We start from the raw sequence: 26,074 nt of genomic DNA on the forward strand, positions 1-26,074 counted from the left end.
TTTTTTGCTATTTTTTTTAAACTATTAACACTTTTTAACGTCTCTATACAAAAGAGAAGTCTATTTTTAACGCTTAAACACGATACACATGAAAAAAATTCTATTAGCCTTGTTAATCGGTACGGCGACCCTAACGGTGGGTACTAGCTGTACGAAAGAATATTATGATGTAGTTCCTAGCATCACGATGGTCTATGAGCGCACAGCCGACCAGTGGGAAGGAACAGACAATCAGGCATTTTTAACCTTGCCTGTACCCGAGTTGACTGAATATTACGTAAAACAAGGGGTTGTAAGCGTAGCCTATAGCGACGACGGAGAACGAACATATAAATCTATAGGAACCAAAGCAGGAGCAGCGTACAGTTTTGATTACCGAGTCGGATCTGTAACTATACGAGCAGAGGATCCCATTTTAGGTGATTTTTTTGTCGAAGTACCAGACAGGATCTTTATTAAAGTTACCCTTACAGAAGCAGACTTTGTTGAATAGCAGCGTTCTCGATAAAAGAATATAAAAAAAGGATCTGATCAGATCCTTTTTTAGCTTTCGAGCAGCTCCTTGGCATGTTGCATCGCGGACTCTCCCGGATTGGCTCCGCTTAGCATTTGGGCAACCTCCATAACACGCTTATCCTTATCTAAAAGTACGATATTGGTTTTGGTTTTATCGCCCTCGTCTTGCTTATAAACCTTGAAATGAGCATTCCCTTTTGAGGCGATCTGCGGCAGATGCGTAATAGCTAGAACCTGCATATTTTCCGCAAGCCGTTCCATAATCTCCCCCACGCGCAAAGCTACTTCGCCGGAAATACCTGTATCAATCTCATCAAAAATGATTGTCGGAAGCGCGGATGTTTGCGCGATTAGAGATTTCACAGCAAGCATGACACGGGATAACTCCCCGCCCGAAGCCACCTTGTGTATAGGCTGAAAAGGCTGTCCCTTATTAGCTGAAAACAAAAATTGGACATCACTTGCACCGCTCGGTTTAAATCGGTCGGCTTCCAGAAACCTAACGTCGATCTGCAAGCGGGCATTGGGCATGCCCACCTCCGCGAGTAACTCCTGCACATGCTTTTCCACTTTATCGACCACCGCTGCTCGCGAGCCGTGCAAAACCTCTGCGACGTGTTGTAGCGCAACGCGGTCACGTTCAACCTGTGTTTCCATTTCTGAAAGATGCCCTTCCTGATCGGCAACAGCCTGTATCTTGGTTTCAAGCTGTTGCTGCAGCACAATAAGATCGGCTACCGTTTCTAACCGGTGCTTCTTCTGCAGCCCGTAGAGCACACTAAGCCGGTCGTTAACAACGTTCAACCGGCCTTCGTCCATATAAACCGACTGCTCCAACGTAGCAACCTCGTCAGCGATATCCTTTATTTCAATCAGCGCACTTTCAAGCCGCCCGCTCAATTCTCCTACCGAAGCAAGGTAACGTTCTACACCTTGTAGCTGCTGTAAAGCTCCTTTGAGCTCTTCAACGGCGGACTGCTCACTATCAGAAAGTAAATAGTTGGCAGACGCAAGACCTCGCTTTATCTCTTCCGCGTTTTCCAGTTGACTCAGTTCTTCCTCCAGCTGCTGTTGCTCTCCATCCTGCAAACGGGCTTCATACAATTCATCAAACTGAAATTGATTAAAGTCCAACTCCGCATTATTGGCAGCAATGGTTTCCCTAAGGTGGCGCAACATGTCGGAACTTTCGCGGTAGCGGGCCAACAGCCGTTTATATTCTGATACTATATTCTGGTTTCCCGCAACGCTGTCTAAAATAAGGAGCTGGAAATGTTCAGTATTCAGCTGTAGCGTGGCGTGCTGCGAATGGATATCCATCAGTAGCTCTCCCAGTGCCTTTAATACGTTGAGCGTGACAGGCGAGTCGTTAACAAAAGCTCTGGATTTGCCATCAACTGCTATTTCTCTACGGACAATTGTTTCAGGTTCATATTCCAGATCATTCTCGGCAAAAAAAGACTGCAGCTCATAGGGCGCTATGCGAAAATAGCCTTCAATAACGCATTTCCGATCGTTTCTGAAAAAATGTTTACCTTCAACCCGGTTTCCCAGAATCAGTCCCAAAGCGCCAAGGATAATTGACTTTCCGGCTCCCGTCTCTCCGGTTATGATGTTAAGACCTGCATCAAACTGAATATCCAGGTTTTCAATCAGCGCATAGTTTGTGATATAAAGTCTACTCAGCATATAGTTATGATTACCTCAACGGTTCTTCTTGATGTCGGCCACCGTGGGCCGTCCGATGTTTCCCTTTTCCCTCCAGAGCGACAAGTACAATGTTCAACCGGAACAAGTTAAACCACCTGGGTCTGAAGGGACTTGTTTATGCTACCAAAGATAGCTAATTAAAGCTCTTTGGAAAATCCACTTTTTACAGAATTTCAAATAAAAATAATAAGTTTGCAGTAATGGTTGATTTTTCTGAACAACTTAGTAAATATATGCCTGCGCCCGCAGCCCCGATCGTTTCCGCCTGGATCCGTGACACCGGCTGTCTATTTCGCATTTCGCGCAGTCGAAAGAGCAAGTTGGGCGACTATATGCCACCCTATCGTGGCGCTCCCCATCGAATCTCTGTCAACCACGACCTCAATCCGTACGCTTTTCTCATAACAACCATCCACGAGTTCGCCCATTTAAAGACCTATCAGGAATTTGGCAACAGGGTGCGGCCTCACGGCGTCGAGTGGAAACGCAATTACAAAAAGCTGATGGCTCACTTCCTGCAGCTGCAGATCTTTCCAGCAGATATCTTACAGGCAGTCGAGCAATACATGGAGAACCCTGCTGCCTCAAGTTGCTCTGATCTACACTTATTCCGTGCATTAAGCATGTACGATACCAACCGGCGGACGGGCCCAACAGTGGAATCGATACCTCAAGGCGGAATTTTCGCGATCAGAGGCGGGCGGATCTTTCAAAAAATAGAGAAATTGAGAAAAAGATATAAATGTGTCGAGCTGGAGACAAGTCATATGTACACCTTCCATCCTACCGTAGAAGTTGTACCCATCGACCATAAAGACGTTTCCCGTTTATACATTCAAACTAACGATCAACAATAGGCATGAAAAAAATTACACTTTTCAGTTTTGCGCTGCTGGGATTTTCCGTAGCCTGCCAACAGGGGCAACAGCAGTATCAACCTGACCAGCTGGACACCGCAGCACTTTCCGCTATTCAGGAAGAAAGCTATCGAGCGTATGTAGAAACCCTCTCGTCGGATGCTTTCCTCGGAAGGAAACCATTTACTAAAGGCGACTCCCTCGCCGTAGATTATATCCAAGAGCAGTTTAAAAGTCTGGGACTAGAACCGGGGAATAACGGTTCCTATTTTCAGGAGGTACCGATGGTCGAAACCCACTCCATCCCGCAGGAGAAAAAGCTAACATTTCGAGGAAAAGGGGGAACGTTATCTGCCGACTATCTGACAGACTATGTTATAGGAAGCCGCCGGTTAGAGGAGCAAATTGACATTAAAGATTCCGAACTTGTGTTCGTCGGTTTTGGCATTGTGGCGCCGGAGTTCGGGTGGAACGATTACGAAGGTATAGATGTGAAGGGCAAAACCGTAGTAGCTTTGGTAAACGATCCGGGAAAGTATGACCGCTCTTTATTTAAGGCTGACACGATGACCTATTATGGCAGGTGGACCTATAAATATGAGGAAGCGGCGCGGCAGGGAGCGGCGGGCGTGCTTCTCATCCATGACACGGACGCCGCCAGCTACGGATGGAACGTGGTGCGTGCGGGCTGGAGCGGACCACAGCTGAATCTGCTGGACAATACCGGAGACGACAAAACGACAGCTTTTGAGGGATGGATCAGCGGCCCAACGGCGAGCAAGCTATTCCAATTGGCGGGCCAGCCGCAAGACTTACAGGACAAGGCTAAGAGGCGAGGTTTTCGGGCGGTTCCATTGTCGGTCACTACGGCGGTAAGCTTGCGGAATACCGTTCGAAAGTCCGCTTCCAACAACGTAATAGCACGCTTAAAAGGCAGCAAACGCCCCGACGAAGTCATTATTTATACCGCACACTGGGACCACCTCGGCGTAGGCGAGCCAGTGGACGGCGATTCGATCTACAACGGTGCCATCGACAATGCATCGGGCGTAGCGGCATTGTTCGAAATAGCTAAAGCATTCCGGGCAGCGAAAGTGCAGCCTGAACGCTCCATCGTCTTTCTGGCCGTTACCGCAGAGGAGCAGGGTCTTCTGGGATCAGCATACTATGCGCAAAACCCGTTGTATCCGTTAAACAAGACGGTCGCAAATCTCAATATGGATGCATTCAGCGCCTTAGGCGCTACAAAAGATGTCTCTATCGTCGGGTGGGGACAAACAGAGATCGAAGACTATGTCGTAAGATCGGCGGAGAAGTTCGGACGGGTTGTAAAGCCGGAAGCGAATCCGTCTTCAGGAGGGTTCTACCGGTCTGATCATTTTAACTTCGTCAAAGTTGGCGTCCCCGGTCTATTTATGGGCAGCGGAAAAGAGTTGCTGTCGACGGACACGCTCAACATCGCTACACGTCGCAGGGCGCTCGAGGGAAGATATCATACCGTCGCGGACGAGGTAGACGGCAATTGGGACTTCGGCGGCATACTCGCCGATATCCGCCTTTTTTTCGATGTCGGCTATACCTTGAGTATGGAAAAAACCTTTCCAAACTTCAAGCCCAAATCAGAATTTAAACAAATTAGTGACAAGAGACTTACAAAATAGTACCTTTGTTGATACGAACGCCAAGCGCGGGTTAAAGCGCTTGGGGACTTCGAAGAGATAATGCTAAAACAATAAATTTATGTTAACCGGAATGAAACACTTACACTCGACGATCGCTATCGTTCTACTACTTGCCTTGGTTATATCCATCGTGATCACCATCGTCAATCTTCTAGGAAAGAAACCTTACAACCGAAAGATAGCCCTCATCGGCTTTATTTCAGCACACATACAGTTTCTGATAGGTTTAATACTGTATTTTATTTCACCGTTGGGTGTACAGTCTTTTTCAGCGGAGAATATGAAAAATAGCCTCTCCCGTCTCTATTTTCTGGAGCACCCCTTGATGATGCTCATCGCTATAGTGCTGATCACGATCGGCTATTCGAAAGCAAAGAAAGCTACAGACGCACAAAAAGCGAACAGGACAGTTGCTGTATTCTACATTATCGGTCTACTGCTGATCCTTTCCAGGATACCATGGACCACATGGTCGATCCTTTCGTAATTTAAGACCACCTAGCCGTCGTTACTGGTTTTCGAGCTTATTGAGAAAGAAGCGATAACCACACGGCTGAATGGGATAAAAAAAACGCTGAGTGATCTCAGCGTTTTTTTTATCCCAAAGAAAAGGATTAGTTTTTATTTTTCCCGAAACCTAAGATTTCAAATACCACTTTGAATGAGATGACAGAAGCAACGATCATTAAAATATTAGCTATAAGCGAAAACAAAAATGTCATCTGGTCTAACGCAGGAATCACATCTGGGACAAATCGAATGAAAACCCCTACCAAACCAATAGCGATAGCCACCGTCAGTGTTACATAATATTCCGTACGATTCGCGTTATTATCAGTCTTTTTTGCTGGTCTTTGAGACACTGTATTTTCCATATCAGTTTAATCTGTTTTACTAGGCCAAATGTACGGAAGAAAAAGACAAAAGTCAAACGGAAAAACAAAAGTACTGGATTGCCTGCCTGAAGAAAAGTGCGCTGTTATGTACCCGGCCACCCCCGTATGATAAATTTTAACTAATATTGTGCTAAATTAAATTAGGATAAGTGAAAAACAGGCTTCCACTATTTTTTGTTTGTTTTATCATTTTTACAATGATAGCACCCGCTGCCGCGCAGAAGCAACGGATCCAAAACTTCTTGGTCAAAGAGAATCTCACGCAAAACGGGAAGTTGGCCATTATTGCGGTTGACAGTGCGGAACGTCCGTTGGAGACGGTAAATGGCACCTTTATTTTCAGTATAAACGGTTTTCAACAGGACCTAGACTTTCATGATGGGATCGCTGTGGTGAAACATCCGCTGGAGACGTCGACGTTTGTTTTTTTTAAGCACAAAAACCAGGCGACAACCGTGGGCAAGCTGTATTACATACACAAGAAAAATAATGAGCTAAAACCGTTCAAAATTCATGGACTCTTGCTGCTCATTATCCCCGCAGGGTTGTTGCTCGTCGGTTATCTATTCAAACGGTTCCTCACGGTTTTGGTAATTTTAGCACTGGTCTTTGGCTATTTCTATTATGCTAAGGGTCTGGATATCTCCAAGATTCTGGAAAGTGCCTTTCTGACCATCAAAGAATTATTCTAAAACGGCAGACCGACACTAAAATTATACTGAATGAAGCTGTATCGGTCGGGATAATGTGTTTCATAGAATGCACGCTTAAACGCTCTTGCATTGAAGAGTTCTTTGATGACCCATTGATTTCCTTCTGCGAATTGAGGATCTTTTAATTTAAGGCCGGCATCGAGCCGGATAATAAAGTAGTCCATATCCATGCGCAGGCCAAAACCGGTGCCTAATGCGATCTGCGATAAAAATTTATCGGCCTTAAACGTTCCGGATCCGTCGTTTGTAAATTCATTGTTCTTGAGCAACCAGATGTTTCCCGCGTCAAGAAATGTTGCGCCGTTCAGTTTGGCTCCGAGGAAGTTGTTCAACAGCCGAAAACGGTATTCGGCGTTTGTCTCCAGTTTCAGTTCGCCCAGCTGGTCGAGATTCCGCAAATTTAGGCGGAGGTTGTCGGGAACAGTTGCCCGGCTATAGTTGCCCGGCCCCAGCGTCCTTGCTTGCCAGGCCCGTATACCATTCATACCGCCTCCATAAAAACTTTTCTCGAAAATCAATAGCTGCGAATTATTTCCGTACGGAATGGCTATCCCTCCGTTAAAACGGAGCACAAACTGTTTATTCCCTCCCAAATACTTATACCATCTGTAATCGACTTCCGTTTTCGCATATTGCAGGTATGGTACCCCGAATAGCAGTCGCTCTTTATCGTCTGAGCGTTCGAATCTAAAGAGCGTACTGGCCAGCCCTAAAAGGTTACCGCTGCTTTCCACGCCTACACGGAAATAACTAAAGTCTTCTAAACGCAACAGTTTCTTGGCGTTGTAGGTGAACGCATACTGAGCGCCCAAACCGAAGTATGCCCTATCGTTGCTGCGGATATATAGAAAATAGCCTTCTTCCTCCAGCCGGCGGCGAAAGTTTCTATCGAGGCGTCCCCGCCGGTATTCGAGGGAGACCGGCGTGAGGCTGTGCTGTGCGTTATAGCCGCTGTACCAGCTATAATTAAGCACGTTCGTGAAATACTGATTCGAATAGGTCGCATCCTGTTGGAACAGCTGAACCGTACTCGAAAATGTCGTCCTCGGCAACCCATACGTACCGGTGCTCGAATTGCTGAACGGAGTTAACAAACGCGGGAAAATCAGATTAACACCAACCTGAAAGTCATTATTAAAGATCTTGTTGGCCAGCCCTCCCTCCAGTCGAGGGTCAAACAGTACGCCATAACGGAGCTTAACCTCCAGCTGCTCTGCTCCGCCGAAAACATTGCGGTGTGAAAACGTGTTTCCCACGTTGAAGCCGCTCATTCCGGAGCTGAACGTAAATTCTCCTTCCACCTGGTTGGCCATAACGGGGCGAGGTATTAATTCGTAGTATACGTGGAGCCTATTGGAATCTATACGTTGATAGTTTATTTTTACATTTCTGAAGCCGTTCATTTCGTAAAGCCGATCGTACGATTGAGTTTCCATTTTCAGATTATAAGGTTGGCCGGAGCGGACATACATATAATTCGACAAAGGCTTTAGCCGGAAGCGGCCTGTTTGATCTTCATATGTTATTTTTAACGTTGTATCCACAAGAGAGATGCGCGGCCGTAGCCGCTCCTCCTGCCCATCAGGAAGTACCGTTTTAACAAAAACGCTATCGATGGTATAAATAACATGTTTTCCGCTATCAGATGGGTTTTGAACATCAATGTGTAGCGCAGCCTGTTTTAGGAGGGCAGTCGTGTCGATGCCTACGCGCATGTATTGCCGCAGATAGTCATAGTAGCCGTGTTCCTTCATTTTCAGGTATAGGCGTTCACGTTCATCCAGCAGGTCGGAGCTATCAAAAGGCGACCCTTTTTTTAAACTGGAAAAAGGCCTGACATGATTTTCATAAATTTTTACGACGGCGGGGTCTGCTATACTGTAGCTGATATCCCCCACCAAAAAAAGGGGCCCCGGTGCGACGTCAAACTGAACGCGTGCCTTTTTTCTTTTAACTTCGACCTTCGGAGATACGTCGGCGTTAAAATAACCCTTGGTCTGGAGGTACCTGCCTATTTGTGTAGACGACAATACCACCAAAGAAGAATCCAATATATGGGGTGGCTGGCCGATATTCCTTATCCCCTCCTTCTTATAGCGCCCGTCGCGCGTATTAAAAAAGTTATATAGCGTTAAGTTCAGCCGGGAGTTCGGCTGAATTTCGTTTGAAACGTAAGCAGCGGCACTTTCCTTTAGCGTGGATGGAACGCCGACGATATCCACATCTGTAACTAAAGCCTCGCCATCCTCTAAATACTTCGCCGACCGGCACGATGCAAAAATTAGCAACAAAAGCGTTATACTTGCATAAGCAAAAAAAGGATATCTATCAATCATTAAGCAATGTTATCAAAAGCGCAAATCAGTTTAATAACGTCCTTGCAGCATAAAAAATTTCGCAAACAACATGGTCTTTTTATTGTCGAAGGCCTAAAATCAGTCCTCGAATTTCTCTCGTCGGATTATCGGATACACAGCCTTTTTGCCACGACAGATGCTCGGACAAAAATGGGTAATTTACCGGAAAATATAAAATGCATTGAAGTAAGCACGAACGAATTTGAAAAAATATCTAACCTAACTAATCCTCAGGGTGTCTTAGCTTTAGTTTATCTACCCCCGACGGACGGATTTTCCTGGCCGGAAATAAGGCAGCAGCATAGTATCCTGCTCGACGATGTGCAGGATCCTGGCAATCTGGGCACGATCATCCGGACGGCCGAATGGTTTGGCATTGAGCACATCGTCTGCTCCAACGGAACAGTCGACGCATTTAACCCAAAAGTTGTCCAGGCAACAATGGGATCGCTGGCCAGAGTGAAGATCCACTACACGTCGCTGCCGGACTTTGTCGACCATGCGCAAATGCCGGTATATGGCGCGTTGTTAAGCGGTCAGTCGATTTATGACACTGATTTCAGAAAAGCCGGCCTGATCGTAATGGGAAATGAAGGAAACGGCATCAGCGAGGTTCTGCAGAAAAAAATCGACCATGCGATTACGATTCCGAGAGTAGGACAGGCGGAGTCTTTAAATGTTGCTGTAGCGACGACTGTCTTCTGCTCAGAGATCGCGCGCCAAAAATTCAAAGACTAACCGCCGGTGGAAAAACGCGAGTCAATCTATACACTTCCTTTTGCGCTATTGTGCCTGAGCTCATTGCTGTTCTCGGCCAGCTTCAACATGATTATTCCGGAGCTGCCAAACCATCTGAGTAAGATGGGCGGAGGTGAACACAAGGGGCTGATCATCGCGCTGTTTACGTTGACCGCGGGGATATCCAGGCCCTTCAGCGGAAAGCTAACGGATCGGTGGGGCCGCGTGCCCGTTATGGCAGTCGGGTCGGTCGTTTGTCTCGTATGCGGTTTTCTATATCCGGTTATCAGTTCGGTTAGCGGCTTTTTCCTGCTCCGCCTCATACATGGCTTTTCTACGGGTTTTAAGCCTACCGCGACGTCGGCCTATGTGGCGGATATCATTCCCCAAAACCGATGGGGGGAGGCGCTCGGCATGCACGGCCTTTGTTTCAGCATCGGCGGGGCTGTTGGCCCTGCCATAGGGAGCTATATCGCCCTGCAATACGGTATAAATACAATGTTCTACAGCTCCTCTCTTTTCGCACTGTTGTCGATAGTGATCGTTATGAAGATGCGGGAGACATTAGCCAGCCGCCAACGTTTTGCCGTTGGGATGCTCAAAATTAATAAACAGGAAATTATCGAATGGCGTGTGCTACCGGCTGCTGTCGTGACACTTCTCTCCTATACAGCGTACGGCGTCATTCTAACGCTGATTCCCGATTGGAGTGAACATCTAGGCATTGGCAACAAGGGGCTTTTTTTTACGGCTTACACGCTTTCCTCCATCGCTATCCGTTTTTTCTCTGGCAAAGTTGCAGACCGGTATGGCAGAATACGCGTCATGTTTGTGGGGCTGACGATCGTCTCGCTGGCTGTACTGGTGCTGGGACTGGGCGACTCTATCAATGACCTGATTATCGGTGCCATCATCTATGGTATCGGAACAGGGATTTTATCACCGGCCGTTAATGCATGGACGATAGACCTCAGTCTGCCCCAACATCGCGGCAAGGCAATGGCTACCATGTATATTGCACTGGAAGCCGGCATTGGCGGCGGCGCCATGCTGGCGGGCTATACTTATCAAGACCATATACCACGAATACCAACGATATTCATTGTTAACAGCTTTATCATTATGTGTGCATTTTTTTACGTACTATACTGGAATACAAAAAACAAAGAAACCCGTTGATTGTTGTTCATTAAAGAAACAACCTATATGCAATGTGGAAAGAACCTGTGCCTGCTGCCGCTGTGGCTATAGGACATCGGGAAGCCATTGTGCCATAATTAATTGACAAAAACAGAACAGACTGCCGCGGGCGAGCACTCCGGAAGAAAGAAAGAGTCCGCGGCGATTCAGAGAATAGACGAGTAAATAGACAACGGCCTGCGGGCTCACCAAGCAATAATCTTAGATATGAGCGATAATTCCAATAAGTACCCTTACTCCCTGAGCTTAGCTTCCAGCCTTTTCGCCGCCGCGCTTATCCTGGCGTTCATGGTAGCCACACAGGGCGTTCTAATTCCTTTGTTATTTTCCATTTTGATTTCTATTTCGCTGTATCCGTTAGCGCGGTTCTTCGAACGGCTTAAACTGGGCAAAGCCTTTGCATCTATCCTGTCGGTCATCATAGCACTGACCATTCTCTGGCTGATTGGGTGGTTCATTGTCCACCAAAGCATCATCATCGGGAAGGACGCCTCCGCCATTACGGCTAAGGTCGTGTCGGTATTGGAGCGCGCCCAACTGTGGGTCGAGGAAACATTCGGCATACAACGCACGGCGATGATGGATCAGCTCCGCGATCAGGGCAATAAGCTGTTGTCTAATGCCGGAGCCATGGCTTCCGCAACATTCGGTTCCATAGGAAACATTCTCGCGGGCGCCGTGCTTGTGCCGCTTTTTAGCTTCTTCTTACTGTATTATAGAGATTTCTTCCGTGAATTTTTCTTTAAAGCTTTCCAGGGCGTACCGCAGTCGAAAGTTCATGAAACGCTAAACAAGATATATTACGTCGTGCAAAGCTACTTGCTAGGACTGGTCACCGTGATGGGCATCGTAGCGGTGTTAAATACGATAGGCTTAATGATCATGGGAATCGAATATGCGTGGTTCTTCGGGACGCTGGCATCACTGCTGATGCTTCTTCCCTATATCGGTATTGCTATCGGATCCATTTTGCCTGCGCTCTTTGCGCTGGCGGTTAAAGATAACGCTTGGTATGCCGTAGGTGTCGTCGCCTGGTTTCAGGTCGTCCAGTTTCTGGAAGGAAATATTATTACGCCCAACATCGTCGGCAGCAAGGTAAGCATCAACCCACTGATGGCTATCATCGCAATCCTGCTCGGCGGTATGCTATTCGGATTATCGGGCTTAATTCTCGCCTTGCCATTAACCGCTACCATTAAAGTAATTTTCGATTCCATACCAACTATGCAGGCTTTTGGCTTTCTTATTGGCGAACCCGAGAAGGAGCACCTAAAGAGCACATCTACCCAGGATCTCCTCATGAAATGGGGAATCGTGCGCAAGCCAAAAATGGAGAAAAAAATTAAGGTTGATATCCAGGTCGACCCCGATCCGGCGACGCCGCAAACGAAAATGCAATATAAAGAAATACATGAGTCTGAAGACATCCCGTACGAGGACACATCGGGCGGAGATCAAAAGGCCGACGACAAGGACATCAAACCTTAAGAAGAAAGGGGCTCCGCAGCAACCGCGCAGGCCGTTAGTTTAATATATGGAAGACAAGTTCGCGCAGGATATCTCTACTGTCCGTAAATGGCCCTATGTCCAGACCTTTCGTCTTCAGGTCGTACACGCTTAGCTGGTGGATGATGTCAAACGTCTTCTTTCTGTTAAAATTCCGCGCAGCCGCTTCATATTCCTTTAAGAAAAAGGTGTGGACGCCCAGCTGCTTTGCCGCAACTTGCGGCGACTTGTCCGGCAAATAATGGTATTTGAGAACTTTAATAAAGTAGGTGCTTAGGTTGCCGACAACCATGGGTAACGGGTTTGATTTTGGATTGGCAGCAAAATAGTCTACGATCTGCACAGCTTTCACCGCGTTACGCTTGGCGAGCGCCGACTGCAGCTCAAAAACGTTGAAATCTTTGCTGATTCCAATATTCTGCTCGATGTGGGCCGGCAGTATTTCTTGTCCAGCCGGAACATTTAAAATCAATTTGTCCACTTCGTTGGCGATCTTCGACAGATCGGTTCCTAAATACTCGGCCATCATCAGGGCCGCCTGAGGGTGAATGGAGCGATTTGCCTGTCGGAATTGATCGATAATCCACTCGCCTACCTTGTTCTCGTAAAGTTTGGCAGACTCAATCACCGTCCCGGCCTTTTCAAAGATCTTATAGATTTTTTTCCGCTTGTCGAACTTAGCGTATTTATGAGCAAACACTAAAATCGTTGTTGGTGTCAGATGTTCTAAATATCTGAGAAGGATATCTTCCTCCGTTTTCCATTTGAGGTCCTGTGCCTCCTTGATGATGATCAATTGGTGTGTACTCATCATAGGATACCGTTTGGCGGCGTTTACGATGCTTACGATGGTTGTATCTTTTCCATAAAGGACCGTCTGATCGAACCCTTTTTGTGTGTCGTCTAACACCGTTTTCTCGAGCGCGTCGCTAATGAGGTCAATGTAATATGGCTCATCCCCATGCAGCAAGTATACCGGGCTAAACTTTCTGTTCTTGATATCGGCAAGGATCGCATTCACATTCATGTGAGCGAAAATACGGATTTTTAACCGGCTTTCTAACGCGGCGTTAATTTTGACACGATCAGGAAATTTTCTATTTTTGTATATGTTTGAGCCGGTTCCATTAAACTTGCCCCCCTTTCCTTCAAAGATTACGCAAAAATTCGATAAGCTTTTCATTTTCGACGAACTGCGCAAAAAGGATCTCGTGCTCACGCCGGAAGAGTGGGTGCGCCAGCATTGGATTAATTTTCTGCACGTGCACAAGGATTATCCAAAATCGCTTATGCAGATTGAAGGAGGCCTTAAGCTCAACACGCTGCAAAAAAGAAGCGATCTTCTGGTGTTTAATAATCAGGGAAAAAAAATACTTTTGGCAGAGTTTAAAGCACCTACTGTCAAAATTACCGAAAAGGCATTTCATCAGATTGCAAATTATAATAGTATCCACAAAATACCGCTGCTCCTAATAAGCAACGGCATGGAGCACTATTATTGCAGGATAGACTTTGTGACAAATCAATCAGAATTTCTTCAGGAACTGCCAAATTATAATTCGGCAACTAATTTGTAGTTCAGTCTAAAAATATAATTATATTAGTCTTCTAAAAAAGGATAACAATGAATATAGATAAAAACGAATTTAGAAAATACGCAATACAGCATCACCGTATAGGCAGCCAGCATGTAGACAGCTTTATCTCCCGGGTACAGAAGAATCTGCCAACCAACCTGACCCCTTACATCATTGAGGAGCGTCAGCTCAACGTTGCGCAAATGGACGTGTTTTCCCGTCTTATGATGGATCGCATTATCTTTTTAGGCGACGCGATTAATGATCAGGTGGCAAATATTGTTCAGGCACAGCTGCTTTTTCTTCAATCTACCGACGCACAGCGTGACATCCAGATTTATATAAACTCTCCTGGCGGGAGCGTTTACGCGGGGCTAGGTATTTACGACACGATGCAATACATCTCCCCTGACGTGGCGACCATCTGTACAGGAATGGCAGCCTCCATGGGCGCGGTCTTGTTGGTGGCCGGAGCAAAAGGCAAGCGGGCTGCGTTGAAACATTCAAGGGTGATGATCCATCAGCCTTCCGGAGGAGCGCAGGGTGTTGCCGCTGACATGGAAATCAACTTACGCGAAATGCTTAAGTTAAAAGAAGAATTATATACAATTATATCGGAACATTCCGGCCAGTCGTACGAATGGGTAGAGAAATCATCGGACCGCGACTATTGGATGAAAGCAGTAGAAGCGAAAGAGTTTGGTATGATTGATGAGGTACTGTTACCGAAAAAAGAAGTTAAATAAAATTAATCAATGAGTAAGATTAATAACAGAGATATCCGTTGTTCATTTTGTGGCATCAGCAAGAACGATGCGCAAATGCTAATTGCGGGCGACGGAGCTCACATTTGCGACCGCTGTGTCACGCAGGCCGGAGAGATTCTTGCTGAAGAATTGAAGCAACGCAAAAGCAAATCGCTACAGACGACACTTAAATTGGTGCGTCCGATAGAGATCAAGCAGCATTTGGACCAGTATGTTATCGGACAGGATGATGCGAAGAAGGTTATATCGGTTGCCGTATACAACCACTACAAACGTTTAAATCAAAAAGTCGACAAAGATGAGATCGAGATTGAAAAATCAAATCTTATCATCGTTGGTGAAACAGGAACCGGTAAAACACTATTGGCAAAGACTGTGGCCAAAATATTAAATGTTCCTTTTTGTATTGTAGACGCGACAGTTTTAACAGAAGCTGGCTATGTGGGAGAAGACGTGGAGAGTATCTTAACACGTTTACTGCAAGCTGCCGATTACGACGTCGCCGCAGCCGAGCGCGGAATCATTTATATTGACGAGATCGACAAGATCGCCAGAAAAAGCGACAACCCGTCTATAACGAGAGACGTTTCGGGAGAAGGGGTACAACAGGCACTCCTGAAAATATTAGAAGGAACAAATGTTAACGTTCCCCCGCAGGGCGGACGTAAGCATCCGGATCAAAAAATGATCTCGGTCAACACCAGCAACATCCTTTTCATTTGTGGAGGGGCGTTCGACGGAATCCAGAAAAAGATTGCGAATAGGCTTAGGACGCAAACTGTGGGCTATAAGATGAAAGAGGACGAGGGCGAAATCGACCTGAATAACCTCTATAAGTATATTACGCCGCAGGATCTGAAGAACTTCGGTCTAATTCCTGAGCTTATCGGCCGTCTTCCGGTGCTGACGTACCTCAACCCGTTGGATAAGGAAACACTGCTGAATATTCTGACAGAGCCGAAGAACGCTTTGATCAAGCAATACGTTAAATTGTTCCAGTACGAAGGCGTCGAACTTCTCTTTGACAAAGAAGTATACGATTTTATCGTTGATAAGGCGTGGGAGTTCAAACTGGGAGCACGGGGCCTTCGAAGCATATGCGAGGCCATAATGCTCGATGCTATGTTTGAGATTCCAACAACGAAAGAAGACACCGGCGAAAAAATGCTACACATCACGCTTGATTACGCCAAACAAAAATTTGCAAAGTCAGACATCAAAAAGTTACAGGTTGCTTAAGAAAATCCCTCGATATGCGTCGGGGGATTTTTGTATATAGATTCGTGGATGGCCCAGAGGCTGTCCACTATGTTGAACATAAAACTTACTATATGACAAAAAAGAAAACAGTAGAAACACCAATCACCCCCGGTCTGAAATCAAAAAAAGACATTGTCAACAACTGGTTGCCCCGATATACGGGATGCCCCTTGGAAGAATTCGAACCGTATGTTCTGTTGACCAATTTCTCGAAATACGTCAAGATGTTCTCGGAAATGCACGATAACGCACAGATCTATGGAGAAGATAAAGCTATGCAAGCTTGTACGGCAGGGGGCATAACGATCATTAACTTCGGAATGGGAAGCCCAATGGCGGCGACGGTCATGGATTTGCTTTCGGCTATCAGTCCCAAAGCTGTGCTCTTTCTGGGCAAGACCGGCGGATTAAAGAAGAAGATACCCGTCGGCGAACTGATTCTCCCGATTGCGGCCATCCGTGGTGAAGGGACATCGAACGACTACTTTCCTCAGGAAGTCCCATCGCTCCCATCCTTCGCCTTACAGAAAGCGATCTCGACCACTATACGCGACTACTCACGCGACTATTGGACCGGTACTGTCTATACGACAAACCGCCGCGTTTGGGAGCATGACAAAGCATTTAAAAAATATCTAAAGACCATACGCGCCATGGCTGTCGATATGGAAACCGCAACCATATTCAGCGTCGGCTTTGCAAACAAAATTCCTACCGGTGCGTTACTACTGGTATCTGATCAGCCAATGGTTCCCGAAGGTGTGAAAACATCCGAAAGCGACCTCGCCGTTACGGCCAAGTACGTGGAAACACACTTAAAAATCGGAATAGACGCGCTGAAACAGCTAATTAACAACGGGTTAACCGTTAAACATCTAAAGTTTTAAACCCTATTGTGCAATGCATTACGTTATCCGTGTTGTTGTTCCGGAAATGGCGAAGGACGTAAAGATTTCGACAGCGCCAGGGTATTCCTTCGCCCATAGCCCGTGCTGAGCGAAGTCGAAGTAATCCGAGAACCGGGATTATGCTGCAAGCGTAAATTTTAAGATGTAAGCGCACAACAAGTTTTTCTCAATCAGGTATGTGGTACAATAATATTCTTGAAACAATCGGCAATACTCCCCTTGTTAAACTGAACAGGGTGACACAGCACCTCCAGGCTACTGTCCTGGCCAAAATAGAGACCACAAATCCGGGTAACTCTATTAAAGACCGGATGGCGATAAAAATGATCGAAGATGCCGAAAAGGCAGGCGTGCTGTGGCCTGGCGGCACGATCATAGAAGGAACATCGGGCAACACCGGAATGGGATTAGCGATAGCAGCTGCCATAAAAGGGTATCGATGCATCTTCACCACGACAGACAAGCAATCTAAAGAAAAGATAGATGCATTACGCGCGTTTGGCGCGGAGGTCATTGTCTGCCCAACGAATGTCGCCCCCGAAGATCCACGCTCCTACTACTCGGTTTCCAGCCGCCTGGAAAAAGAGGTGCCGAATGCGTGGAAAGCGAACCAGTATGACAACCCCTCGAACGCTAAAGCCCATTACGAACAAACGGGACCAGAAATATGGGAACAGACAGAGGGAAAGATAACCCACTTGGTTGTCGGTGTAGGAACCGGAGGGACAATTTCCGGCGCCGGTCGCTATTTAAAAGAGCAGAACCCCGACGTTCAGGTTTGGGGAATCGACACGTATGGATCAGTGTTTAAAAAATACAAGGAGACCGGAATTTTCGACAAAGATGAAATATACCCCTATATCACCGAGGGAATCGGAGAAGACTTTTTACCTGCCAACGTCGATTTCGACGTTATAGATCTCTTTGAAAAAGTGACCGACAAGGACGCTGCTTTAATGACCCGTGAACTGGCGCGTAAAGAAGGAATATTTGCCGGCAATTCGGCCGGCGCGGCCATTGCGGGCCTGTTACAGCTGGGAAATTCATTAACCGAAGAGGATGTCGTCGTTGTTATATTCCACGATCATGGTTCCCGGTACATGGGAAAGATGTACAACGAAGATTGGTTACGGGAACGGGGCTTCCTCGAAGACAAGAAGCTCACGGCTAAATCCATCTTGGAAAAAAGGGGAGGTCAAAGGGTCGTCACGGCCGACGTCGAGCAGTCCGTGGCGGAGATCTTCAACTTGATGAAAACCCTCAATATATCACAGATACCTGTAACGCAACAGGGAATGGTTATTGGTAAAGTTACCGAATCAGACATCCTGAACGCGCTACTGGAAAGCCCAGCCCTAAAATCTGCGCGGGTAGGGACAATTACAAGCAAACCTTTTCCGTTTGTAGATTTAAATAGCTCTATCGACAAGCTGTCTACATTGATAAACAAAGATACGCAAGCCGTGCTGGTGGAAGATGAACAAGGAGAAATAAACATCATCACGCAGTATGATATTATCAGCGCGATCTCGGAAAGCTAAACACAGCACTTGCCATGTGCCTGACATAAACCAAAAACCAAAACTAAAACCAAAAAATGGAAAGAAACAACCGACTAAAAAGGCTGGAGTATTGGGCTAAAGCCCGTCTAGGAAAAATAGCATTCATCGACATTGAATACCGAACCAAAAAGGTCTGGTACGGCAGCGATTATGGAGGCTTTTATGTAGACCCCACCCACCTTAACAAAGATTCTATAATATACTCTTTTGGTATTGGGGAAGACATCAGTTTTGACCGCGCAGTCATCGAAAAGCACGGCTGCCAGGTATTCGGTTTCGATCCGACCCCAAAATCAATTAGCTGGGTGGAAAAACAAGATCTTCCGGCGGAATTTCACTTTTATCCTTATGGCCTCGGGGAGCGCACGGAACATGTCAAATTTCATCTTCCTAAGAACAAGGCACACGTATCTGGTAGTATTTTCGACCACCAGCTGGTCAGCGATGAAGATTACGTATCCGTACCATTGAAGAGTTTTTCAGATATCATCAAGGAGACGGGCCACAGAACAATCGATGTTCTAAAGATGGATATTGAAGGGTCTGAGTATGTGGTTCTCGACAGCATTCTGGAATCTGATATACAGATTAATCAGCTGTTACTGGAAACCCATGAGCGTTTCTTTTCGGATGGAAAATCGAAGGGAAAGCAATTCTTTGCCACACTCAAAGCCCACGGCTACCGGATTTTTGCTATTTCCGATACCTATCAGGAGATCTCGTTAATGAAAGTTTGAGCGCTGCTTGGGCACGACAACACGAGTCGCTGGCTTCCGACCGCCGACACTAATCGTTCGGCGTCGGCTCAACCTCCTGGATAACGTAGATGTCTTCGTTATCCTTTTTCATTTTGTAACGTTCCCTTGCAATCCGTTGAATTTCGTTTGGATTGTATTGGGCATCCTTTATACTTTTTTCGATATGCTTAATTTCAGACTCATAGAAAGCTTTCTCCTGCTCCAGTTTAGTTTTCTCCTGCTGGTAAGCAAATTGGGTACTGAAGTCATAACGATCAAAAAAGCACATCCACACGAAGAACGCCACTCCGGCGATCAGATACTTGTTGCGGATCAAGGATAGAAATCTTTCCATTTCGTAAAGCTAGCAAACTCCCACTAAATATACGGAAATAAAATAAAAAAGAGGAAGCTAGATACCGTGTCCGTAGCTTAATGCCGGCACACCATACATGCTTCCCCTTTATGAACTAAGAATAGTTACTTCTTAATAGCGTATTTAAAGTTTTTGCCGATAAAACGGGCATTCGCGCCCAGCTCTTCTTCGATACGCAATAGCTGATTATATTTTGCCATTCTATCCGAGCGTGATGCCGAACCGGTTTTGATCTGTCCACAGTTCAATGCCACGGCCAAATCTGCGATGGTAGCATCTTCGGTTTCTCCGGAACGGTGGGACATCACTGAAGTATAGCCGGAATTTTGTGCTAATGTTACGGCATTGATAGTCTCTGTCAACGAGCCGATCTGGTTCACCTTAACCAAGATAGAGTTAGCGGTATCGTTATCAATACCTTGTTGTAAACGCTTTGTATTGGTTACAAACAAATCGTCTCCCACCAACTGTACACGGTCTCCTATTTTTTCTGTCAACGTCTTCCAGCCTGCCCAGTCGTCTTCGGCCATTCCGTCTTCAATGGAAATAATCGGATATTTCTGTGTTAACTCGGCAAGGTACGCAGCTTGTTCTTCGCTTGTCCGAACGGCGCCTTTGTCGCCCTCGAACTTGGCATAGTCGTACTTTCCGTCTTTATAAAATTCAGAAGAGGCACAATCCAACGCCAGACAGATGTCATCGCCCGGCTTATAACCTGCAGCTTCGATAGCTTTCAATATTGTCTCAATAGCATCCTCAGTTCCCTCGAACGTTGGAGCGAAACCGCCTTCGTCACCAACAGCTGTAGATAGGTTTCTATCGTGAAGAAGCTTCTTCAGTGTATGGAACACCTCAGCACCCCAACGAAGTGCCTCTGAGAAAGATGGAGCTCCCACCGGCATGATCATAAACTCCTGAAACGCAATTGGCGCGTCAGAGTGTGAACCACCGTTGATGATGTTCATCATCGGAATTGGCAATGTATTAGCATTTACACCACCGATGTAGCGGTATAACGGCTGACGAGACTCCTGCGCGGCTGCTTTTGCGACGGCTAGCGACACGCCCAAGATGGCGTTAGCTCCAAGGTTTCCCTTGTTTTCTGATCCATCAAGATCGATCATAATCTTGTCGATAGCGTTCTGCTCAAACACGTCTACACCTTTTAATGCTTCAGCAATTTTGGTGTTGACATTTTCCACAGCTTTCAAAACACCTTTACCAAGATATTTTGATTTGTCGCCATCGCGTAATTCCACAGCTTCATGTATACCTGTAGAAGCACCCGAAGGCACTGCTGCACGTCCAACAAAACCGTTTTGAGTAGTCACATCTACTTCGATCGTAGGGTTACCGCGCGAATCAAGAATCTGACGCGCATGAACATCAATTATTAAACTCATCTTTTTATTATTGTCTATTTTCTATTTACAACTTAGTGTATAATCAACACTAAGATAGCATTTCTATTTAGGATAATCAAACCTAAATAAATTCATTTTTATATGCAATTTAATTTTGCAGTATATATAAAATGAATTATTCATATTCGTATGCTTCGGCCGGATGGAACGCGACGTGGCTTACCTCCTCTCCGCTACCACTCAAGGTCTATTTTATAGAGGAATATGTATACCCCTTTTGCAAGACAGATCCGATTAACACAAAAAAAGCCAAACGATCAGGTTTGGCTTTCTTTTTTTAAGCTTTAATCATTGCAATAAAGTCGTCAAACAAATAGCGCGAATCGTGCGGTCCCGGAGACGATTCGGGATGGTACTGTACGGAAAATGCTTTTTTTCCTTTCAGACGGATACCCTCTATCGAATTGTCATTCAGGTTAATGTGGGTTACCTCCACCTTGTCTGACTTTTGGATATCTTCAGCGACCACACCAAAGCCGTGGTTCTGGGACGTAATTTCGCAACGGTTGGCCACAATATTTTTTACAGGGTGGTTTATTCCACGGTGACCATTGTGCATTTTCTGCGTGCGTATACCATTTGCCAAGGCGAGCATCTGGTGCCCAAGACAAATGCCGAACATGGGCTTTTCTGCCTGTACAATCTCCTTGATCGTTTCGATGGCATAATCCATGGCTGCAGGATCACCGGGGCCGTTTGAGATAAAGTATCCGTCGGGGCTCCACTGTTCCATTTCCTTGAAAGAAGTCTTTGCCGGGAAAACCTTCGCATATACTTGACGGGCATCAAAATTTCTAAGAATATTTTTCTTAATTCCCAGATCCAGTACAGCAATCCGTGTGGGAGCACTTTCCTCCCCGTAGAAATAAGGCTCTTTTGTCGACACAATCGATGAAAGTTCTAAACCTTCCATGGACGGCACTTCTGCCAGCTGAGCTTTCAGCTGTTCAACATCGAGGTTTTCCGATGATATGATCGCGTTCATAGCTCCTTTATCCCGGATATGGCGAACCAGTGAGCGCGTATCAATATCAGAGATACCTACAAGATTCTCCTCTTCAAAATATGTCTGAATTGATTTGTCAGCCATCTTCCGGCTGTAGTTGATATTATAGTTTTTACAGACTAAGCCTGCAATCTGAATTTTTCCTGATTCTGTATCATCTTGGTCTATACCGTAATTACCAATATGCGCATTGGTGGTCACCATAATTTGCCCATAGTAAGAAGGATCTGTAAAGATCTCCTGATAACCCGTCGTACCTGTATTAAAACAGATTTCACCCGTTGTCGTTCCAATTTTTCCGGCAGCCTTGCCATGATAAACCGTTCCGTCTTCGAGCACCAAAATGGCTGGTAATTTACTGTAGTTGGTCATTCTTATATTACTCTATTTATAATGTTCTTCTCTATTAGATATAAAAAAAGCCCGAATGGGCTGTAAAAATCAAATATGTTGTGAATCAATGTAAACATTGAAGTCTTGTGACAGTGCACCGGGATATATTACCTCATTTTTCACGAGAGACAAAGGTAGAAATTAAAACGCAAAAATTCAAAATTAAAAATCTTCTTCCAGAATTTCCTGTACACGTCCTATCTGTCCATCCGTCAGCCGCACCTTTATTCCACGATGATGAAAGGGCGCCGAGGTAAGCAAATCCTTCACGATACCTTCTGTCAGCACACCGGTACGCTGATCTTTCTTTAATACGATATTCACCAGCATACCCGGCTTAATGTTTGCTCTTGTTTTTCCGTCCATTTTTATTAGCTCTTAGTTCGTTGTTAAAGATTAGGGGGCTATTAGCTGCACGCTATCTGCCATAAGCTATTTGCCATCTGCTATAAGCTATAAGCTATAAGCCATAAGCTATCTGCCATCTGCTATAAGCCAATTACCATTTTATAATATCGTTCCCCAACGTAAACAACATGAGCGCGATCAAGATAAAAAATCCGACCATCTGGGCCTTCTCGAGGAAATTGTCGCTTAAAGGCTTCCCTTGAATCATCTCGACCAGCAGGAAGATGACGTGGCCACCATCCAATGCAGGAATAGGAAGCAGGTTCATGAACGCCAACGCCATGGAAAGCATTCCGACCAAACTCCAGAATTTAACCCAGTTTACTTCCGTACCGAACATTTTGGCGATTCCTACAGGCCCGGACAAAGCTTTATCGGCGCGGACATCCCCTTTGAAAATCTTTCCGAACCCTCTAATGTTGTCGGTAACTACGGACACCGCTTTGGTCGTCCCGATAGGAAGGGCCTCCCAGAAACCAAAGTGTTTCGTCGTTATGGGCAGATCCACCACCGCCAACGAGATACCAATCGTCGCGGTAGAATCAATTGTGCCGCTGAAGTCCATGGACTGTCCGTTCCGGATGACCGTTATCGAAGCCGTCTTGCTCACGCTATTTTTCAGTTCATTTGTGAACTGATCCAAGAATATGGTGGGCCGGCCGTTTACAGCGACAATACTGTCCCCTACGGCAAGCTTCATCCGCTCTGCGGTCGAACCCTTCGTTACGGTTTGTATACTTGCCAATTTCTCGCGCGGCCGCACAAATTCATTCTTTTTATGTTCGGCGACAGCATTTAGAATGTCGGCAGGAAGCCTTAGCTCCTGCGTCGCGTTGTTCCTTTCGATTGTCAATACGGCATCCCCCATCAGCACCTCCGAGCTTAGAACATCTGCATAGAAGTTGTGCGCAGGCCGGCCGTTAATCGCAAGAATCTTATCGCCGACCTGTATACCTACGTCTTTACCGATAATCCCCGGAACGACCCCATGCTGCAACTTCATATTATCAATATCCGTCTCCCCGTACCGAAATGTCAGCATCCAAAAAACGAGAATTCCGACGATCACGTTTACAATGATCCCGCCCAGCATGACAATCAGCCGCTGCCACGCCGGCTTCGAGCGGAACTCCCATGGCTGGGGCTCCTGTTTGAGCTGCTCGGTATCCATCGACTCGTCTATCATCCCCGCGATTTTGACATAGCCGCCCAATGGAAGCCATCCTATACCATACTCACAATCTTTATAAGTAAACTTAAAGAGCTTTACTCCCCAGGCATCGAAAAACAGATAAAACTTTTCTACTTTAATACCAAAAGCTCTAGCCGCCAGGAAGTGTCCCAGCTCATGTAATATAATCAATATTGACAGGCCTAAAATCACCTGTCCGATCATCACAAATGTTCCCATTAATTAGTCATAAGTTATAGGCTATACACCATACATTGTATGCCTTATTTAATTATCCAAGTTTACGCTATTCTACCTGATTAAACTTCGTGCCACGATTCTCGTTTCCTCGTCAATGGCCAGCAGATCGTCCATTGTCGGCTGTTCCACCTTCCTTTGCTGACACATTGTCGCCTCTATGAGATCACTCATCCCTAGAAAAGACACCTTTTCCGCCAGAAATGCCGCTACCGCCACTTCGTTTGCAGCATTCAGCACACAAGGTCTATCCCCACCTTCCCGTATAGATTGATACGCGAGCTCCAAGTTACGAAAAGTATTGGAATCAGCGGGTTCAAACGTTAAGGAGCCGTAATCCATGAAATTGAACCGTTCGAATGAATTCGGCCGGCGTTGCGGGTAGGTCAGCGCATATTGAATCGGCAATTTCATGTCGGGAAGCCCCATCTGCGCTTTCATTGATCCATCCTCAAATTGAACGATCGAATGTACAATAGACTGTGGGTGTACGATGACGTCTATCTGTTCGACGTCCAGATCAAAGAGCCACTTCGCTTCAATAACTTCCAGCCCTTTATTCATCAACGTCGCCGAATCAATGGTTATCTTTGCGCCCATTACCCAATTGGGGTGTTTCAGCGCCTGTTGCTTTGTCACAGTCGAGAGAAACCGGCTGTCCTTACCCCGAAAGGGGCCGCCCGAAGCCGTCAGGTAGATCTTCTCTATACGGTTGGCAGATTCCCCGACGAGACACTGAAAGATAGCGGAATGTTCGGAATCTACCGGCCACATACTGACCTGTTTTTTCCGTACTAACTCCATGATCAATGCCCCAGCTACAACGAGGGTCTCTTTATTTGCCAAAGCGACGTCCTTGCCGTATTCGATGGCCCGCACCGTTGGGCGGAGCCCCGCGGATCCAACAATAGCGTTCAGCACCATATCTATTTCCTCCCGCTCCACCACCTCTTCCAATGCGTTACGACCGGCATAAACCACTATTTCGAGGTCAGCCAGTGCCTGCTTCACCAACAGATAGCTTTCTTCCTGAACAATGACGACCGCATTAGGCTTAAACTCGCGCGCCTGTGCTATCAAAGCCTCATGATTTGCGGACGCGGTTAGTACCGAGACCTCCAATAGCTCTGGAAATGCCCGTACGACGTCTAAAGCCTGCGTTCCAATACTGCCGGTCGAACCTAAGATGGCTATATTTCTTTTCTTCAAAATGGTCTTATATTATGTTTTTTAATAACTCCGGATCATCCCCACCCTTATAATCCTTCATCATATCGTGATAGGCCACCGCCATCACCAAACTAACCAGCGGGATAATAACAAAAGTATTAATCGCGCTGAAAACCTTTGCAATAATAAAGTACCCGAGGTATTCGAACGACACCTGAAAGATATACGCCAGGCCGATTCCAAGGAGCAGCAGCAGCAAGCTCGTCACATTACCCTTTGTAAGGGCCACGCTCAGGCGGCACGAGCGCAACAAACTGTATCGTTTGTCTACAATAAAATAGGGAAAAAACGTGATTCTTAGGAGAACGATCATCATGATCAACCCGGTAAGGAACGGATTAACCTCCATACTGATAGTCTCCACATCTGCCCCGAGATAAAGCAGCGGAAAACTGACAACGGACGATAGCAAATAGACAATTCCCACTAAGAATGAATAAAGTACAAACCCCAGCAAGAAATTAAAAAACTGCTTTGCGGTGGGAATATAGTCTTTAAAGTCTGCATGTTCGACCCCACGCGCAAGCAACAGCGCTCTCTTGATCAGAACCAGCTGCGTACCGAAAAACAGGGTCAGGAAAACAAAACAGAGCATTCCCTTGAAAACATAAGCATTGGAGTCTTCAAGCGTGAAGGCCAGGTAAGATGAAAGGTTCGAGGTAACAAACAGCAAAAAGCATAGTCCGGCAACGGAGAAGTAATGGTGTTTCAAAACCATTATCGCGCGCAAAAATACATCATTTGCCCTGAACGTGCTCTCTTTTAAATATTGTAACATGCTGAAAAATAATTATGCAAACCTAATAAAATGCTGCGTATTCA

Annotated in this window: 25 protein-coding genes; 14 read left to right on the forward strand and 11 right to left on the reverse strand. The window is 46.0% G+C overall.

The window, feature by feature from the left end:
• Positions 1–88: 88 nt before the first annotated feature.
• Complete coding sequence (locus tag BC792_RS10965; protein ID WP_148909055.1) at positions 89–493, forward strand: hypothetical protein; 405 nt, start codon at positions 89–91, stop codon at positions 491–493.
• Positions 494–543: 50 nt separating this feature from the next.
• Here the strand turns inward: BC792_RS10965 and recN are convergent, their stop codons facing one another.
• Positions 544–2,205, reverse strand: a complete 1,662-nt coding sequence (recN, locus tag BC792_RS10970; protein WP_148909056.1) for a DNA repair protein RecN — start codon at positions 2,203–2,205, stop codon at positions 544–546.
• Between the two features lie 221 nt (positions 2,206–2,426).
• On the opposite strand from recN, the gene BC792_RS10975 reads away from it, so the two are divergent.
• The 3 genes from BC792_RS10975 (at position 2,427) to BC792_RS10985 (ending at position 5,252) form a co-directional block, all read left to right on the forward strand.
• Complete coding sequence (locus tag BC792_RS10975) at positions 2,427–3,083, forward strand: SprT-like domain-containing protein (protein ID WP_148909057.1); 657 nt, start codon at positions 2,427–2,429, stop codon at positions 3,081–3,083.
• 2 nt (positions 3,084–3,085) lie between these two features.
• Positions 3,086–4,744 (forward strand): M28 family metallopeptidase, encoded by a 1,659-nt coding sequence (locus BC792_RS10980; protein WP_148909058.1) that lies wholly within the window; start codon positions 3,086–3,088, stop codon positions 4,742–4,744.
• Between the two features lie 91 nt (positions 4,745–4,835).
• On the forward strand, positions 4,836–5,252 hold the full coding sequence (locus BC792_RS10985) for a hypothetical protein (protein ID WP_148909059.1): 417 nt from the start codon (positions 4,836–4,838) through the stop codon (positions 5,250–5,252).
• A gap of 127 nt (positions 5,253–5,379) precedes the next feature.
• Here the strand turns inward: BC792_RS10985 and BC792_RS10990 are convergent, their stop codons facing one another.
• Positions 5,380–5,640: a hypothetical protein gene (locus BC792_RS10990; RefSeq protein WP_148909060.1), complete on the reverse strand. Its 261-nt coding sequence runs from the start codon at positions 5,638–5,640 to the stop codon at positions 5,380–5,382.
• A gap of 218 nt (positions 5,641–5,858) precedes the next feature.
• Between BC792_RS10990 and BC792_RS10995 the strand changes: the two genes are divergently transcribed.
• Entirely contained in the window at positions 5,859–6,353 is a 495-nt protein-coding gene (locus BC792_RS10995) for a hypothetical protein (RefSeq protein ID WP_148909061.1), read from the forward strand.
• On the opposite strand, the gene tamL is transcribed toward BC792_RS10995, so the two are convergent.
• Positions 6,350–8,710 carry a translocation and assembly module lipoprotein TamL gene (gene tamL / locus BC792_RS11000; protein WP_148909062.1) on the reverse strand — a complete coding sequence of 787 codons (2,361 nt, stop codon included), beginning with the start codon at positions 8,708–8,710 and terminating at the stop codon, positions 6,350–6,352. The genes BC792_RS10995 and tamL overlap by 4 nt on opposite strands.
• Before the next feature lie 6 nt (positions 8,711–8,716).
• On the opposite strand from tamL, the gene BC792_RS11005 reads away from it, so the two are divergent.
• The 3 genes from BC792_RS11005 to BC792_RS11015 all read left to right on the forward strand — a co-directional run bounded on the left by BC792_RS11005 (position 8,717) and on the right by BC792_RS11015 (position 12,157).
• Positions 8,717–9,469: a TrmH family RNA methyltransferase gene (locus BC792_RS11005; RefSeq protein ID WP_148909063.1), complete on the forward strand. Its 753-nt coding sequence runs from the start codon at positions 8,717–8,719 to the stop codon at positions 9,467–9,469.
• Between the two features lie 6 nt (positions 9,470–9,475).
• Complete coding sequence (locus tag BC792_RS11010) at positions 9,476–10,648, forward strand: MFS transporter (RefSeq protein WP_246155006.1); 1,173 nt, start codon at positions 9,476–9,478, stop codon at positions 10,646–10,648.
• Between the two features lie 228 nt (positions 10,649–10,876).
• Positions 10,877–12,157, forward strand: coding sequence for an AI-2E family transporter (locus BC792_RS11015; protein ID WP_148909064.1), 1,281 nt, complete (start codon positions 10,877–10,879; stop codon positions 12,155–12,157).
• Positions 12,158–12,191: 34 nt separating this feature from the next.
• On the opposite strand, the gene holA is transcribed toward BC792_RS11015, so the two are convergent.
• Positions 12,192–13,202 carry a DNA polymerase III subunit delta gene (gene holA / locus BC792_RS11020; RefSeq protein WP_148909065.1) on the reverse strand — a complete coding sequence of 337 codons (1,011 nt, stop codon included), beginning with the start codon at positions 13,200–13,202 and terminating at the stop codon, positions 12,192–12,194.
• Positions 13,203–13,284: 82 nt separating this feature from the next.
• Here holA and BC792_RS11025 point away from each other — a divergent pair, with 82 nt between their 5' ends.
• From BC792_RS11025 to BC792_RS11050, 6 genes are all read left to right on the forward strand, one after another.
• Complete coding sequence (locus BC792_RS11025) at positions 13,285–13,752, forward strand: type I restriction enzyme HsdR N-terminal domain-containing protein (protein WP_148909066.1); 468 nt, start codon at positions 13,285–13,287, stop codon at positions 13,750–13,752.
• A 47-nt stretch (positions 13,753–13,799) separates the two neighbouring features.
• Positions 13,800–14,498 carry an ATP-dependent Clp endopeptidase proteolytic subunit ClpP gene (gene clpP, locus BC792_RS11030; protein WP_148909067.1) on the forward strand — a complete coding sequence of 233 codons (699 nt, stop codon included), beginning with the start codon at positions 13,800–13,802 and terminating at the stop codon, positions 14,496–14,498.
• 9 nt (positions 14,499–14,507) lie between these two features.
• Positions 14,508–15,758 (forward strand): ATP-dependent Clp protease ATP-binding subunit ClpX, encoded by a 1,251-nt coding sequence (gene clpX / locus BC792_RS11035; protein WP_148909068.1) that lies wholly within the window; start codon positions 14,508–14,510, stop codon positions 15,756–15,758.
• Positions 15,759–15,850: 92 nt separating this feature from the next.
• Positions 15,851–16,666: an AMP nucleosidase gene (locus BC792_RS11040; RefSeq protein ID WP_148909069.1), complete on the forward strand. Its 816-nt coding sequence runs from the start codon at positions 15,851–15,853 to the stop codon at positions 16,664–16,666.
• A 197-nt stretch (positions 16,667–16,863) separates the two neighbouring features.
• Complete coding sequence (locus tag BC792_RS11045) at positions 16,864–18,228, forward strand: pyridoxal-phosphate dependent enzyme (protein WP_148909070.1); 1,365 nt, start codon at positions 16,864–16,866, stop codon at positions 18,226–18,228.
• 56 nt (positions 18,229–18,284) lie between these two features.
• Positions 18,285–18,986, forward strand: a complete 702-nt coding sequence (locus BC792_RS11050; RefSeq protein WP_148909071.1) for an FkbM family methyltransferase — start codon at positions 18,285–18,287, stop codon at positions 18,984–18,986.
• Between the two features lie 49 nt (positions 18,987–19,035).
• On the opposite strand, the gene BC792_RS11055 is transcribed toward BC792_RS11050, so the two are convergent.
• The 7 genes from BC792_RS11055 to BC792_RS11085 form a co-directional block, all read right to left on the reverse strand.
• Positions 19,036–19,341: an FtsB family cell division protein gene (locus BC792_RS11055; protein ID WP_148909072.1), complete on the reverse strand. Its 306-nt coding sequence runs from the start codon at positions 19,339–19,341 to the stop codon at positions 19,036–19,038.
• 125 nt (positions 19,342–19,466) lie between these two features.
• The gene (gene eno, locus BC792_RS11060; protein ID WP_148909073.1) at positions 19,467–20,765 is read right to left on the reverse strand and encodes a phosphopyruvate hydratase; all 1,299 of its coding nucleotides are present in this window, start codon (positions 20,763–20,765) and stop codon (positions 19,467–19,469) included.
• A 298-nt stretch (positions 20,766–21,063) separates the two neighbouring features.
• Positions 21,064–22,164, reverse strand: coding sequence for a glutamine-hydrolyzing carbamoyl-phosphate synthase small subunit (gene carA / locus BC792_RS11065; RefSeq protein WP_148909074.1), 1,101 nt, complete (start codon positions 22,162–22,164; stop codon positions 21,064–21,066).
• A 183-nt stretch (positions 22,165–22,347) separates the two neighbouring features.
• Entirely contained in the window at positions 22,348–22,551 is a 204-nt protein-coding gene (locus tag BC792_RS11070; protein WP_148909075.1) for a YwbE family protein, read from the reverse strand.
• A gap of 133 nt (positions 22,552–22,684) precedes the next feature.
• Complete coding sequence (gene rseP, locus BC792_RS11075) at positions 22,685–24,004, reverse strand: RIP metalloprotease RseP (RefSeq protein WP_148909076.1); 1,320 nt, start codon at positions 24,002–24,004, stop codon at positions 22,685–22,687.
• A gap of 72 nt (positions 24,005–24,076) precedes the next feature.
• Entirely contained in the window at positions 24,077–25,231 is a 1,155-nt protein-coding gene (locus tag BC792_RS11080; protein ID WP_148909077.1) for a 1-deoxy-D-xylulose-5-phosphate reductoisomerase, read from the reverse strand.
• A 7-nt stretch (positions 25,232–25,238) separates the two neighbouring features.
• Positions 25,239–26,030 carry a beta-carotene 15,15'-monooxygenase gene (locus tag BC792_RS11085; protein ID WP_148909078.1) on the reverse strand — a complete coding sequence of 264 codons (792 nt, stop codon included), beginning with the start codon at positions 26,028–26,030 and terminating at the stop codon, positions 25,239–25,241.
• Between the last annotated feature and the right edge of the window lie 44 nt (positions 26,031–26,074).

The organism is Sphingobacterium allocomposti, from assembly GCF_008124885.1.
Classification (GTDB): Bacteria; Bacteroidota; Bacteroidia; order Sphingobacteriales; family Sphingobacteriaceae; genus Sphingobacterium; species Sphingobacterium allocomposti.